This window comes from Nannocystis sp. RBIL2 (genome assembly GCF_026626745.1).
GTDB lineage: Bacteria > Myxococcota_A > Polyangia > Nannocystales > Nannocystaceae > Nannocystis.
This window is the reverse complement of record NZ_JAPNJW010000001.1, coordinates 1,494,097-1,508,573: the sequence shown is the minus strand read 5'-3', so window position 1 is coordinate 1,508,573 and position 14,477 is coordinate 1,494,097. Positions and strand designations below refer to the sequence as shown.

At 73.8% G+C, this 14,477-nt stretch carries 6 protein-coding genes; 3 read left to right on the top strand and 3 right to left on the bottom strand.

The window, feature by feature from the left end; all coding sequences use genetic code 11:
• Nucleotides 1-306 precede the first annotated feature (306 nt).
• Both OV090_RS05920 and OV090_RS05915 read right to left on the bottom strand, forming a co-directional pair.
• A complete protein-coding gene (locus tag OV090_RS05920; RefSeq protein WP_267702499.1) occupies nucleotides 307-714 on the bottom strand; it encodes an ester cyclase in 408 nt (135 codons plus the stop codon).
• 13 nt (nucleotides 715-727) lie between these two features.
• Entirely contained in the window at nucleotides 728-9,421 is an 8,694-nt protein-coding gene (locus tag OV090_RS05915; RefSeq protein ID WP_267702498.1) for a non-ribosomal peptide synthetase/type I polyketide synthase, read from the bottom strand.
• A gap of 1,179 nt (nucleotides 9,422-10,600) precedes the next feature.
• Between OV090_RS05915 and OV090_RS05910 the strand changes: the two genes are divergently transcribed.
• Nucleotides 10,601-11,437 carry a hypothetical protein gene (locus OV090_RS05910; protein ID WP_267702497.1) on the top strand — a complete coding sequence of 279 codons (837 nt, stop codon included), beginning with the start codon at nucleotides 10,601-10,603 and terminating at the stop codon, nucleotides 11,435-11,437.
• 40 nt (nucleotides 11,438-11,477) lie between these two features.
• Here OV090_RS05910 and OV090_RS05905 read toward each other — a convergent pair whose 3' ends face one another.
• Nucleotides 11,478-12,410 (bottom strand): hypothetical protein, encoded by a 933-nt coding sequence (locus OV090_RS05905; protein ID WP_267702496.1) that lies wholly within the window; start codon nucleotides 12,408-12,410, stop codon nucleotides 11,478-11,480.
• A gap of 198 nt (nucleotides 12,411-12,608) precedes the next feature.
• On the opposite strand from OV090_RS05905, the gene OV090_RS05900 reads away from it, so the two are divergent.
• Nucleotides 12,609-13,709: a histidine kinase gene (locus OV090_RS05900; RefSeq protein ID WP_267702495.1), complete on the top strand. Its 1,101-nt coding sequence runs from the start codon at nucleotides 12,609-12,611 to the stop codon at nucleotides 13,707-13,709.
• Complete coding sequence (locus tag OV090_RS05895; protein WP_267702494.1) at nucleotides 13,706-14,473, top strand: response regulator; 768 nt, start codon at nucleotides 13,706-13,708, stop codon at nucleotides 14,471-14,473. Before OV090_RS05900 ends, OV090_RS05895 begins: the two co-directional genes overlap by 4 nt.
• Nucleotides 14,474-14,477: the final 4 nt, after the last annotated feature.

Sequence of the window (14,477 nt, the reverse complement as noted above, 5' to 3'; positions counted from 1 at the left end):
GCATCGCAGACGCGCGGCGCTCCGAGCGGCAGGAGGCAGAGCCGCAGGTCCACTCTATCCAGCCCGATCGCCGGCGGCTCTCGTCCGCTGCTGCCGCCGGACCGCCGCGGGGCGAGCGGTCTAAGCCGCAAATACGGGGGGGTGCCGGGCCGAGATGCAGGTCTCGCCTGCGAGGGCGTTTCGTCGTCCTCGCCCAGATGCAGGCCCAGCATGGAGGCGCTCCAGCCGCCTCCGCGGCGATGGCCGCGTCGGACGGGAGCTTCGCGCACCCGTGCGGCGGCGGGTGTTCATATTAGCGCGCCGGGTTCAGGCCAGCCCGAGCTGGCGCAGCATGCCCTGGCGGTCGTGGCATTGCCACGACTCGACGAGCATCCCGTCGGCGACGCGGAACACCGCCATGCCCGAGAAGCCGATCACTCGGCCGGTCGGGGCGACGCCGAGGAATTCGCCGCGGTGGGTGCCGCGGGCCGTCCAGCGCAGCACGACCCTGTCGCCCTCGGCGATCACGTCCTCGGCGGTCTCCTCGAAGTCGGGGAAGGCGGCGTGGAAGACGGCTGCGACCTGGCGGAAGCCGGTGGGGCCGGGCGGCGTGGGGACGACCGCGTCGCGGAGCAGGAACTCGGGGGCGACGATTGCCTCGAACGCGGCCGCGTCGTCGCGGTTGAGCGCCTCGACGAGGCGGCGCACGAGGTCCTTGTTGGCTTCGATCGACATGGTGAGCAGTCCTTCAGGCCACGCCGCGCAGCGGGGCGACTTCGGGGCGGCCGGGATCGAGGCGCTCGCGGAGCACGCGGGCGACCGCCGCGACGTGCGGGTCTTCCATCACCGAGAAGTGGTTGCCCGGCACGTCGTGGGCCTCGAAGCCGCCGGCCGTCTGGGCGCGCCACCAGGCGTCTGCGTGCGGATCGAGCACCGGGTCGCGCTCGCTGGCGCGGAGGTACACGAGGGGCACGGCGTGACGCGCCGGCTGGTAGAGCGCGAGGGCCTTGTTGGTGGCGAGGATGACCTCGCCGAGCCGCGGGTCGGAGCGCATGGCGACGAGCAGCGAGGTCGCCAGCTCGGAGGAGATGGCCTTGAACGATTCGACCAGCTGGATGGCGTCGTGCATGTCGCGGACGCCGAGGCGGTGCGATTGCTCGACGGTCACGGTGTCGACCTGGATGACCCGCTCGACGACGTGGCCGCGCGCGAGCAGCTGGCCGGCGATCTCGTAGGCGATCACGCCGCCGGAGGAGTGGCCGCCGAGCAGGTAGGGGCCCTCGGGCTGGAGCTCGAGCAACTCCTCGACGTAGCGGCGGGCCATCTCCGGGACGCTGCCTTCCGGGACCTCGCCGTCCTCGAGGCCGAGGGCCCGGAAGGCGTACACGGGGCGCTCCGCGCCGAGCTCGCGCGCGAGGGCCATGTACGTGTAGACGGTGCCGCCGATCGGCTGGACGAGGATCAGCGGGGTGTGCCCCGGGGCGCCCACCTGCAGGCGGATCAGCAGCGGGCTCGCTGCGCGTCGCGTCGACTGCGGGCGCGCCTCGTCGACGACGCGGGCGAGGGCGCCGAGGGTGCGGTGCTCGAGGATCGCGTGCGCGGTCAGGGGGACGCGCAGGCGATCCTTGACGGCGCGGATCATCTGCACCGCCAGCAGCGAGGTGCCGCCGAGGTCGAAGAAGTCGCTGCCGGCGGCGAGCTGCGCCGCGTCGACGCCGAGGAGCTCCTCCCACAGCGCCGCGAGCACGCGCTCGGTCGCGGGCGCGGGCTCCGGCGCCTCGGCAGCGAGGACCGGCCGCGGCAGGTGGACGACGGGCTCGGGGCGGCGCGCGGGGGCCCGGTCGAGCATGTGGCGCTGGCGCGCGAACGGGTAGGTGGGGAGCGGGACGCGGCGCCGCGGGGCGCTGCCGTGGAGGGCCGTCCAGTCGATCTCGACGCCCGCGCACCACAGCTCGCCGATCGCCTCGAGGAGGGCGGCGCGGTCGTCGTCCGCGGCGCGGTCGCCGAGGGCGCTGACGATCACCGACTGCGGCCCCGCGTCGGGGTGCAGCTGCGCGAGCGTGGCGAGGGACTTGCCCGGGCCGACCTCGAGCAAGATCCGCCCGGGGTCTTGCAGGACGCGCGCGAGCCCCTCCGAGAAGCGCACGGTCTGCCGCAGGTGGCGCGCCCAGTAGCTCGGGTCGCGCGCGTCGTCGTCGCGCAGCCAGTCGGCGGTCACGTTGGACACGACCGGCAGGGTCGGCGCGTGCAGGCGCATGGCGGCGGCGCGGGCGGTCAGCGGGGCCATCGCCGGCTCGACCAGCGGGGAGTGGAAGCCGCCCGCGAGCTGCAGGCGGTGGGTCTGGACGCCGCGACCGCGCAGCTGCTCCTCGAGGTCGTCGATCGCGCGCGCGAGGCCCGAGACGACGACGTGCTTCGGGCCGTTGACCGCGGCGAGCGCGAGGCCGTCGCCGAGCAGCGGCGCGAGCTCGGTCGGCGGCAGCGGCACGACCAGCATCGCCGAGGCCGGCATCGAGTCGCACAGCCGGCCGCGGAGGGCGACCAGGGCCGCCGCGTCCTCCAGCGCGAGGATCCCCGCGAGGCAGGCGGCGGTGTACTCGCCGAGGCTGTGGCCGATCATCGCCGCCGGGCGCACGCCCCACGCGGCGAGCAGCTGCGACAGCGCGTATTCGGTGGCGAACACGGAGGCCATGTTCCACGAGGGCAGGCGCAGCTGCGCGGCCGCGGCGTCGCGGTCCTGCGCGGGCGGGAACAGGAGGGCGCGCAGGTCACCGCCGAGCTCGCGGGCGAACAGGGCGGCGCAGCGATCGATCGCGTCGCGGTAGACCGGCTCGCTGCGGTAGAGCCCCGCGCCCATGCCGACGCGCTGGCTGCCGCCGCCGGGGAACAGGAACACGACCTCGGGGGCGCGCGGCCGGGCGCGGCGGAGCGGGGCCGGGGCAGCGAGCGCGCGCCGGGCCTCGTCGACGCTGCGGCACACGACCGCGCGGCGGTGGGCGAGCGCGGCGCGGCCCTGCTGCAGGGTGAACGCGACGTCGGCCAGCGACTGCGTCGGGTGGTCCGCGAGGTGGTCGGCGAGGCGGCGCGAGGCCGCGTCGATGCCGTCCTCGCGCCGCGTCGACAGCACGAGCAGCGCCGGCTCCGACGCGTGCGCGGGGGCCGAGGCCGCGGGGGCCTGCTCGAGGATCACGTGCGCGTTGGTGCCGCCGATGCCGAACGAGCTCACGCCCGCGCGGCGCACGACGCCCGCCGGCGTGAGCCACGGCGCGCCCTCGCGGCGGACGTAGAACGGGCTGCCCGCGAGCTGCAGCTCGGGGTTCTCGCGCTCGAAGTGGAGGGTGCCCGGCAGGTACGCGTGCTCGATCGCCAGCGCCGCCTTGATCAGGCCGGCGACGCCCGCGGCGGCGTCGAGGTGGCCGAGGTTGCTCTTGAGCGAGCCGAGGGCGCAGTACGGCGCTTCGCAGGGAGCGGCGCCGAAGGCCAGGCGCAGGGCCTGGACCTCGATCGGATCGCCGAGCGGGGTCGCGGTGCCGTGGGCCTCGACGAAGCCGATGTCGTGCGGGCGCACGCCGGCGGCGGCGTGGGCCGCGGCGATGACGTCGCGCTGGCCCTGCACGCTGGGCGCGGTGAAGCCGATCTTGTCGGCGCCGTCGTTGTTGATCGCCGAGCCGCGGATGACCGCGTGGATCGTGTCGCCGTCGGCGAGCGCTCGCTCGAGGCGCTTGAGCACCACCACGCCGACGCCGCTGGCCGGGACGGTGCCCTGGGCGCGGGCGTCGAACGGCCGGCAGCGGCCGTCGGGCGAGAGGATGCTGCCCTCCTCGTAGACGTAGCCGGCCTCGCCGAGGGTGGCGAGCGAGACGCCGCCGGCGAGGGCCACGTCGCACTCGCCCGTCAGCAGGCTCTGGCAGGCCATGTGCACCGCGACCAGAGAGGTCGAGCACGCGGTCTGCACCGTCAGCGCTGGGCCGCGCAGGCCGAGCTTGTAGGCGGTCGTCGTCGCCAGGAACTGCCAGGGGTTGCCGAGGATCGCCTGGTACCACGCGGCCGTCGGCGCGCCGCCGCCTTGCAGGGCGACCTGCTCGAGCCAGTAGCGCGGCACGCCCGAGCCGGCGAACACGCCCGTCTTGCCGACGCGCTGCGCGTCGTAGCCCGCGCGCTCGAGCGCCTCCCAGGCGCACTCGAGGAACAGCCGCTGCTGCGGGTCGGTCAGCCGCGCGTCCTTCGGGGTGTAGCCGAAGAACTCGGCGTCGAACTCGTCGGCGCCCGCGAGCAGGCCGGCCGCGCGCACGTACGCTGGATCGTCCGCGGGCTCGTCGGTGCGGGTGATGCCCTCCTTGCCCTCGACGAGCAGGGTCCACAGGGCGTCGACGTCGCCCGCGCCGGGGAAGCGGCCCGCCATGCCGATGATGGCGATCCCGCCGGGGCGCGGCGCCGCAGCGCGCTCGACTGGCCGCTCGTCTCGCGCGGGCCGGACCTCGCCGCCCAGGTGACGCGCCAGCGCCTCGAGGGTCGGGAACTGGAACAGGGTCGCCATGCTGGGCCGGACGCCGAGCGCGGCGGCGATCTCGGCCTGGACGCGCGCGAGCAGCAGGGAGCTGCCCCCGAGGTCGAAGAAGCCGTCGCGCAGGCCGACCTCGGCGATCCCGAGGACGCGGCGCCAGATGTCCGCCAGGACCTCCTGGGTGCCCTTCGCGGGCCGCTCCGCCTCGGGGCGACCCCAGCGCTCGGGCAGCGGCAGCGCCTTGCGGTCGAGCTTGTCGTTGGGCCCGAGCGGCAGCGCGTCCATCACCACGATCTCGGCCGGCACCATGTAGTCCGGGAGCCGGCCGCGGAGGCGCTCCTTGAGGCTGCGCGGCAGGTCCTCGCGCGCGCCGGCGGGCGCTGCGACGTAGCCGACCAGGCGCCTGTCGCCCGCGATCGACTGCACGACCACGGCGGCGTCGCGGACCCCGGGGTGCTGCCGCAGCGCGGCCTCGATCTCGCCGAGCTCGATGCGGAAGCCGCGGAGCTTGACCTGATGATCGAGGCGCCCGAGGAACTCGAGCTCGCCGCCGGGCAGGAAGCGCACGCGGTCGCCGGTCTTGTAGAGCGTCGCGCCGCCGGCCACGGGGACCGCGACGAAGCGCTCGGCCTGCAGCTCCGGGCGCCGCAGATAGCCGCGAGAGAGGCCGGTGCCGCCGATGTAGAGCTCGCCGGGCACGCCGGCGGGGACGAGCTGCAGCGCGGCGTCGAGGACGTAGGTGTCGGCCCCCGCGATCGGCCGACCGATCGGCGGTTTGCGGCCCGCGACGCACTCGGCGATGGTCGCCAGCACCGTGGTCTCGGTCGGACCGTAGACGTTGAAGAAGCTGCGCCCGGGCGCCCAGGCGTCGACGAGCGCCTGCGGGCAATCCTCGCCGGCGGCGATGAGCACCCGCAGCTCCGGCAGCGCGCGCGCGGGCACCATGGCCAGCGCCGAGGGCGGGAGGCACACGAGGCCGATCCGGCGCCGCGCGAGCAGCTCGGCGAGCTCGAAGCCGGGGATCAGGTCGCGCTGATGCGCCAGGTGGACCGTGCCCCCGGACGCGAGGGTCACGAAGATCTCGATCACCGAGGCATCGAAGCCGAGGCGGGCGAATTGCAGCACCCGCAGGCCGGGGCCGAAGCCCAGCGGCGCCGCGACGCTGCGGCAGAAGTGATACGCGCTGCGGTGCTCGATCAGCGCGCCCTTGGGCGTCCCCGTCGAGCCGGAGGTGTAGATGACGTACGCCAGGTCGTCGGCCGCGACCGCGACGTCGAGGTCGTCGCCCGGCGCGGCGGCCAGGACGTCGCGGAGCTCGTCGAGGCAGAGGAACGTGGCGCCGGAGCCGGCGACGAGCTCGCGCGTCGACGTCTCGCCGACGATCCAGCGGATGCTCGTGTCCGCGAGGATGAAGGCGAGCCGCGCCGGCGGGTACGAGGCGTCGAGCGGCACGTAGGCGGCCCCGGCCTTGAGGATGGCGAGCACGCCGACGACCATGTCGAGCGAGCGCTCGATGCAGATGCCGACCATGTCGCCGACGCCGACGCCGACGTCGCGGAGGTGACGCGCCAGGCGATTGGCGGCGGCGTTCAATTCGCGATAGGTGAGGGAGCGCTCCTCGAACACCGCCGCGGGCGCGTCGGGGGTGCGCGACGCCTGCTGCTCGAACAATCGATGCAGCGCCTCGGCCGGCGCGTCCACGCGGGGCCCACGGCTCCACGCGAGGAGCTGCGCGGTCTCCGGCCCGCGGAGCAGCGGGAGTTGGCGGAGCGGTGCGTCCGGCCGCTGCGTGGCGCCGCGCAGCAGCTCGAGGTAGTGACCGGCCATCGCCTCGATCTGCCAGGCGTCGAACCGATCGGTGCTGTACTCGATGCGGACGAGGACGCCGTCGGGGCGCTCGTCGAGCTCGAACGAGAGGTCGAACCTGGCGGCGCCGGTGTCGATCTCGAACTGCTCCATCCGCCACGCCGAGCCGGGCGCCGACAGGGCCGGCTCGAGCGTGAACGAGGCCTGGAACAGCGGGTTCATGTTCGCGTGGCGCTCGGGGTTGACCGCCTCGATGATCGAGGGCAGCGGCGCGTCGTGCTCGAAGGCCTCGAGGCAGGCGGCGCGGACCGCCGCCAGGAGGTCGCGGAACGGCAGGTCCGCGGCGGCGCGCAGGCGGATCGGCAGGAGGTTGGCGAACATGCCCATGACCGCGCCGAGCTCGGGCCGGGCGCGGCCGGAGAAGGTGGCGCCGATCGCGAAGTCGTCGCTGCCGGAGGTGCGCTGCAGCAGGACGCCGTAGAGCGCCAGGAAGGTCATGAAGGGGGTCGCGCCGGCGGACCGACCCAGCTCCTTGACGTCGGCCGCGAGCGCCGCGGGGATGTGCAGGTAGTGCCGCGCGCCGCGGTGGCTCGGGGTCGCCGGGCGTGGGCGGGCGCCGGGCAGCTCGAGGGTGCCGACGCCTCGCAGCTGCGAGGTCCAGTACTCGAGGTGCGGCGCGTTCGCTCGCAGCTGGTGCTCGTCCGTCTGCCAGGCCGCGAAGTCGGCGTATTGCAGCGAGAGCGGGGCGAGCTCGGGGCGCTGGCCCGCTGCCAGAGCGGCGTGGCACGCCTCGAGCTCGCGCAGGAACAGCGCCATCGACAGGCCATCGATGACGACGTGGTGGCACGTCAGGTAGAGCCGGCACGCGGCGTCGTCGAGCCGCACGAACGTGGCGCGCAGCAGGGGGCCGCGCTCGAGGTCGAAGCGCGCCCGGGCGTCGCGCGTGGCGAGCTCCCGCGCCCGCTCCTCGCGCAGCTCCGCCGGCGTCCCCCGCAGGTCCTCGCGCGCGAAGGTCGGCGGCAGGGCGGCGTGCACGATGCGGACGGGCCCGTCCGCGGCGAGGGCGTAGGTGGTGCGCAAGATCTCGTGGCGCTCGACGACCCCCCGCAGCGCCTGCTCGAGCAGCTCCGGATCGGTGTCCGCGGCGAGGTGCAGGGTGAACGGCTCGTTGTAGGACCTGCTGTCCGGGGCCATCTGGGCCACGAACCACAGCTGCCGCTCGGCGAACGACAGCGGCAGCGGCCGGGACCTGTCGACCGGCGTCAGCGGGGCGGTCGCAGTCGCCTCGCCGGCCGCACGCACGGCCTCGACCGCGCGCGCGAGCCCCTCGATGGTCGCCGCCTCGAACACTGCGCGGGCCGAGAGGATGACGCCGTGCTCGCGGTGGATGCGATCGAGCACGCTCAGGGCGAGCAGCGAGTCGCCGCCGTGCTCGAGGAAGCGGTCGTGGACGCCGACCTCGGCGAGCCGGAGGACGTCGGCCCAGATTTGGGCGAGCGAGGCCTCGAGCGCGTCGCGGGGGGCGACCCGCGCGTCGGCCTCGAAGCGCGGCGCGGGCAGCTTCAGCGGGTCGACCTTGCCGTGGACGTTGAGCGGCAGCTCGGCGAGCGCCACGAACGCCTGCGGGACCATGTACGGCGGGAGCTGCTGCGCGAGGTGCTCGCGCAGGGCTGTGACGTCGACGGCGTGGCCGGGCCGCGGCGAGACGTAGGCGACGAGCTTCTTGTCGCCGGGCACGTCCTCGCGGACCCGGACGATCGCGTCGCCGACGGCCGCGTGAGCCCGCAGGGCGCCCTCGATCTCACCGAGCTCGATGCGAAAGCCTCGGACCTTGACCTGATTGTCGACGCGCCCGAGGAACTCGAGGTTGCCGTCCGGCAGCCAGCGCGCGCGGTCGCCGGTGCGGTACAGACGGGCGCCGGGATCGGCGGCGAACGGGTCGCGGACGAAGCGCTCGGCGGTCAGCTCGGGGCGGTTCAAATAGCCGCGCCCGACCCCGTCGCCGCCGATCCAGACCTCCCCGGGCTCGCCGAGCGCGACCGGCTCGAGGCGCTCGTCGAGGAGGTACACGGTGGTGTTGGCGATCGGCCGGCCGATCGGGATGCTCGCCGCGAGCTCGGGCGGCGCCTGCAGCTCGAACCACGTCGAGCCAGTGGTGCACTCGGTAGGGCCGTAGATGTTGACGAGGCGCTCGGGCTTGCCGGCCGCGAACAGCTCGCGGGCCCACTTCGGATCGAGGACGTCGCCGCCGACGACGAGCGTGCGCAGCCCGGCGAAGGCGCCCGGTACGATCGACGCGAAGCGATGCAGCAGCGGCGTGCTCAGGACCAGGAAGGTGAGCCGCTCGTCCGCGAGCGTCCGCGCCAGCAAGGCAGGGGACAGCAGGACGTTGCGGGGGATGATGCACAGGCAGGCCCCGTTGAGGAGCGCGCCCCAGACCTCGACTGTGGCGATGTCGAACGAGAAGCTGCCGACCTGCGCGACGCGATCGTCCGGCCCGATCCGGATCCAGTCGGTGTCGACGACCAACCGCAGCACGCCGCGGTGCAGGATGCTCGCGCCCTTGGGCCGGCCGGTCGAGCCGGAGGTGAAGAGGACGTGCGCGATGTCCTCCGGACCGGCGCCGCCGCGCACGTCGACGTCGTCGCCGTCATCGGTCGGCGCGTCCAGGTCCGCGCCGGGGTACTCGATGCAATCGCCGGTGAACCCGCATCGAGCGGCCAGCTCGCGGCTCCCGAGCAGGACAGTCGGCCGGGTGTCCTCGATCATCCTGGCGAGGCGGTTCGCCGGGTGCTGTAGATCGAGCGGGACATAGGCGCCGCCCGCCTTGACGATCGCGAGGAAGGCGATGACCACCGCGGGCGACGGGTCGAGCAAAATCCCGACAGGGGCGTCGATCCCTACGCCGTGGGCCCGAAGCCGCCGCGCCAGGCGATTCGCCCGCCGGTTGAGCTCGCGGTAGCTGGTGTCCTGGCCCTCGAACCGCAGCGCGATCGCATCCGGGGCGCGGCGTACCTGCTCTTCGAAGACGTCTGCGATGCTGCGATCGCGCGGGAAGTCGGTGCGCCGGCCGAAGGCCAGCTCGCGGAGGGCGGCAGAGAGGACGATAGGGGTCGAATCGTGGGTGGGCACGGGAAATCTTCCTTGGATCGCGAATGCGGGCACGAAGGTGCGGCCTCGCAGCGGTCGGCTGTTTCGCCCCCCGTTGCACGCGGCCGACCATGAAAGAACGCAGTGATTTCGCCTCGGTCGGCCAGTGACGGGCCGCCGCGAGGCGGGCGGTGTGCCGGCACGTGCCGGCACAGCGAGCCCCTGATGGCAGTATCAGGCCCGGGGGCGGCTCGGGGCGCCGCGGCCTGCTGCGAAGCTCCGGAGGGTGCAGCGAGCCTCGCGCGGGGAGACGGTGCGCTGGCCGGGCTGCGAATCATGACGAGTCACGGGGAATCTTCTTTCGCGCGAGAATGCAGGCACAGGCCGTCGAAGGGTCTAGCGAGGAGAGTCGTCAGTCGGCGCCGATGTCGGATGTGGTATGTGCAATGCGAGGATTTCGTCCGGACGCGGGAGTCGTGCGAATCGACAATCGCGTGTGAACCGGATCTCGTGTTCGGCGTGAGTATTTCCGGCGATCGCCGGCTGGCTCGGTGTCTAGAGCTTTTGTGCGGGCCGGAATCCGAACAATTGGTCGCGCATTCGGGGTGCGGTCGTGAGCTGGCTCATGGGTCGGGCAGGTCGCTCCACGGCCTCACGCAGGGCCGCGGACGGGCAGTCGTCGGCGCGCGCAGGCGGGCTCTTTCGCGGCGAGCAATTGCCGGCCGCGGCGGCGCCACTGGTCTCTCGCACCCGCCGGCGCGGGATCGGGGCTGACTCCACGCGGGACGCGGGCGAGCTTCGTCGACCTCTGCGGGGAGCCGGAGGTGGATGCGCGGGTCATTGGCTGGCATCGCTTGCAGCGAGCATCGGCCATTGCTCGCTGTGTCGATTCGTGGGTGCGCTGTGCTGTCATTTATCCATCGGCGCCCAGGGCCGTGCCCCGATTGCCGGCCGGGTTCGATGACGCGCGTCCTCAAGGTCGTGGCCGAGCGGGGCTCGATCGTCATGAGCGCGTGGCGGTCATTGGGATGAAGCGCGCCCGAACGAGAGGGGTCCGCCAGAGTCGCACCGCGATCGCTGGCCGCGCCGCGGCGAGGTCACCGCGGACCGATCACTCGGCCGCGCCGAGGCCGCTGCACCCTGTGCTGAGTTAGCTGGGGGCGGTGCGGCCGCCGCTCGCTCGACGTTGCCGGATCGGCCGGCTCCTCCACCCTCGCCGTCATGTCCCTCCCGCTGCGACGCGCCAACTTCCGGTCCGGGGCAGCGCGCCTCGCGTTCGGTGCGGCCTGCCTGGCCATCACGAGCCCCGGAGTCGCCGCGGGCGCCGCGCGGGCCGGCGAGGCGATCGTGGCCGGCGCCGGCGCCCCCTGCGACGCCGCGCTCACGCGCCTCGCCGAGGCCGGAGGGGCCCTCGGCTACAGCCTCGGCGCCGACGAGTCCGGGTTCACGGGGACGAGGGACGCGAGGGTCCTCCGCGTCGCCTGTTCCGAGGGCCAGGTGACGATCGAGCTCGTCGAGCGCGGCGCGAGCGTCAGCGTGCATTTTTTCGATCGCGCGGGCCCGGCGTTCGGCCTCGAGATCGTGGGACGGTTCTCCGCGCTCGGCAGCGTCCGGCACACGTCGATGCTGGGCGGGACCGCGGACCGACTGGAGGGCTCGCTGGTGTTCGCCGCCGACACTGCCGAGGCCGCGGCGTTCGTCGCGTTCGACCTCGCGGGCGAGGTCGTGGCGGCGGACGGCGACGCGGACCGCGTGAACGAGCGCCTGGCGCCCGTCCTGGCCGCCTCGATGGCGTGGAAGGACGCGCACGCGCTGACGCACGCGCTCGCCGACCTGGGCGAGGCCCGAGCGGACGCGGCGATGACGATCGCGGTCCCGAATCCGGGCCGGCGGGGCGTCCAGGAGCGCACGAGCAGCCACGCGCTCGCTCGCGGCGCCGCGACGATCACGTGCACCGTCGCCGCCGCGGGGTTCGTGCCCGCTGCAGGCGGCCGCGTCGATGCGGCAGGAGGGTGCGCCCTGGCCGTCGCGCGCTCGCTGGTGAGCCGCCTCGATTGACAGCGCGGCGAGTCGAGCCCGGCGGGGGTCGTGGCCCGAATCAGTCGCTCCCCGCGGGCAGCTTCAGCGCGTGGAGGTCGCCGGCCTCCCACGGCTCGTAGGCGTGGCGGACGAAGAACAGGCGGCCGCGATCGAGGGTGGGGTGATACTCGTCGAGCGGCGTATTCACGCAGGGCCCCAGGTCGAGGACAGGGCCCCAGGTGCCGTCTTCGCCGCGGAAGCTGGCCCACAGGTCACCCAGGCCGTGGCCGCCGGGCCTGTCGAGGCCGGTGAATACGAGCACCTGCCCGTCGGCGGCGATCCACGGGTTGAATTCCCACACCTCGGTGTTGACTGCGCCCGCGATCGGCTCGGCCTGGCCGAATACACCGCCCGTCGCCTCGGCGCGGAAGATGTCCCAGCCGCGGATGGCGGCGTCGCGGTCGCTGCCGAACAGGAGCTCGCCGTCGGCGGTCACGCTGGGGTACAGCTCGTCCGCCGGGCTGTTGACCGCGGCGCCGAGGTGCACCGGATCACCCCATTCGCCGCCCGGTCCGCGCTCGACCATCCACAGGTCGGTGTCGGTGCGCGGCTGACCGTCGACCGGACGGATCGATGAGAAGTACAGGCGCGAACCGTCCGGCGCAATGAACGGATCGATGTCGCTGTGCTGTCCGGAGAATGGCGCGACCTCGGGGACGGTCCAGGCGCCGTCGACGAGGTGCGTCACCATGATCGTCGCCTGGCGCGCGATCGGGAAGAACTCCTCGCTCACGCCGAAATAGGCGGTCTTGCCGTCGGGGGTGAACGCGATCCGCCACTCCTCCGCAGGGCTCGAGACGACCCCCGGCGCGAAGGCCGGCGAGTCGGGGCAATCGACGCTTTCTGCCAGCTCGGTGAGGACGTCGCGGAGATCGGGCTCGGGTGGGTTTGCGCCCGGCGGGTCGCAGCCCGCGGCGCTCATGACGAGCACGAGCGAAAGCACGGGGGCCATGCACAGCAACTCTCGCATCTCGGATCCTCCTTGCGCCTCGCGGCGTCCGTGGAGCGGCCACTATGGCGACTCGCGCGGCGGTGGAACGCGGCGCCGGGATGAAACGCGCCGGCGCGGGGACGAAGCGCGATCGGCCGGGGACGGGCCCGGAAGCCGCGAATTGCCCGGATCTCGGGGGGTGCGCTATCATCATGAGGCATGAGTGACACGCGCGACGAACCTCCCGCTCTCGCGCGCTCGTGGCTGTGGCCCGTCACATGGGTGTGGTGGACCGTCGACGGCCTCGCCACCCTCGGTCAATACCACTTCATGCAGGCGACCGCGGGCCGCCCGACCGCGTGGGAGCACGCGCTGCTCACGTCGATGGCGAGCGCGTGGCTGTGGGTCCCGCTGACTCTGGCGATCGTGTGGCTCACCGAGCGGTCCCCGCTGGGGCGCGAGCGACTGGCGGGCCGGCTGATCGTGCACGTGGCAGGCGCGCTGTTCGTCGTGTCCGTCCGCGCAGGCGCCGTCTGGCTCCTCGATCCGTGGATCGGGTGGTACGGGTCGCTCCCGCCGTTCCGCGTGGTCCTCCTGCAGAGCCTCCTCAACAACTTCATGCTGTACTGGATGATCGTCGGGGTCGCGCACGCGGGGCTCTACGCGCGGCGCGAGCGACGGCGGGCGACCGAGGCCGCGCAGCTGTCGGCCCAGCTCGCCGAGGCCCAGCTGGCCGCGCTCAAGGCCCAGCTCCACCCGCACTTCCTCTTCAATGCGCTCGGATCGATCTCCGAGCTCGTCCACCTCGATCCCGACGGGGCCGACCGCATGCTCGTCAAGCTGTCCGCGCTGCTGCGGCGGGCCCTCGACGTCGCGTCGACGCAGGAGGTGACTCTGGCGGAGGAGCTGTCGTTCCTGCAGCCGTACCTCGAGATCGAGCAGGTGCGCTTCGCCGATCGGCTGACTGTCCGCTGGGACATCGATCCGCAGGCCCGGGCGGCGCTGGTGCCCCACCTGGCGCTGCAGCCGTTGCTCGAGAACGCGATCGTCCACGGCATCGCCCCGCGCGCCGGCGGCGGCACCGTGGGGGTCGCGGCGCGGGTGGTCGGCGAGCGGCTGGTGCTCGCGGTCCGCGACGACGGGGTCGGCAGCGCGGCGCGGGTGCGGGCCGGCGTCGGCGTCGGGCTGACGAACACGCGCGCGCGGCTCGAGCGGCTGTACGGCGCGGCGCATCGCTTCTCCGTCGGCGACGTCGCGGGTGGCGGGGTGGAGGTGGCGCTCGAGCTGCCGCTGCGCAGGTCGGTCGGAGGTGCTCCGTGACGACCTCGCGGCGGGTGATGATCGTCGACGACGAGCCGCTCGCGCGGGCCCGGCTGCGCCGGCTGCTCGCGCGGGAGAGCGGCTTCGAGGTGGCCGGCGAGCACGGCGACGGCCGCTCGGCGCTGGCGGCGGCGGTCGCCGAGCGGCCCGACATCCTCCTGCTCGACGTGCAGATGCCGGAGATGACGGGGCTCGAGGTCGCGGTCGCGCTGCCCCGCGACGACGCGCCGGTCGTCATCTTCGTCACCGCCCACGATGAATTCGCGCTGCGGGCGTTCGAGGCCCACGCGGTCGACTATCTGCTGAAGCCGGTCGACCCGGATCGGCTGCGCGAGGCGCTGGCGCGGGCGCGGCGGTGGCTCGGCGAGGGGCGCGGCCCGGACCCGCGGGTCGCGTCGCTGGTGCAGGACCTGCCGGCCCGCGGGGTCCAGCTCGAGCGCCTGCCCGTGCGCGACGGCGCGAAGATCCGCCTGATGAAGGTCGACGAGATCGAGTACCTCGAGGCCGACGCCAATTACGTCAAGATCCACGCCGCCGGGCGCACCTTCGTGGTGCGCGAGACTCTGGCGGGATTGGAGGCGCGCCTCGACGCGCGCCGGTTCCTCCGGATCCACCGCTCGCTGCTGGTGCGCATCGACGCGATCGAGGAGATCGAGCCGGGGCTGCAGGGCGACCTCCTGCTGGTCTTGCGCGGCGGGGCCCGGCTGATCTCGGGGCGCAGCTATCGCCTGAAGATCCGCGAGACCCTGGCGCTGGACCGCTGATTCG

Coding starts and splice junctions, on each gene's coding strand:
- OV090_RS05920 (WP_267702499.1), bottom strand. CDS start 714: ATGTCGATCGAAGCCAACAAGGACCTCGTGCGCCGCCTCGTCGAGGCG.
- OV090_RS05910 (WP_267702497.1), top strand. CDS start 10,601: ATGTCCCTCCCGCTGCGACGCGCCAACTTCCGGTCCGGGGCAGCGCGC.
- OV090_RS05905 (WP_267702496.1), bottom strand. CDS start 12,410: ATGGCCCCCGTGCTTTCGCTCGTGCTCGTCATGAGCGCCGCGGGCTGC.
- OV090_RS05900 (WP_267702495.1), top strand. CDS start 12,609: ATGAGTGACACGCGCGACGAACCTCCCGCTCTCGCGCGCTCGTGGCTG.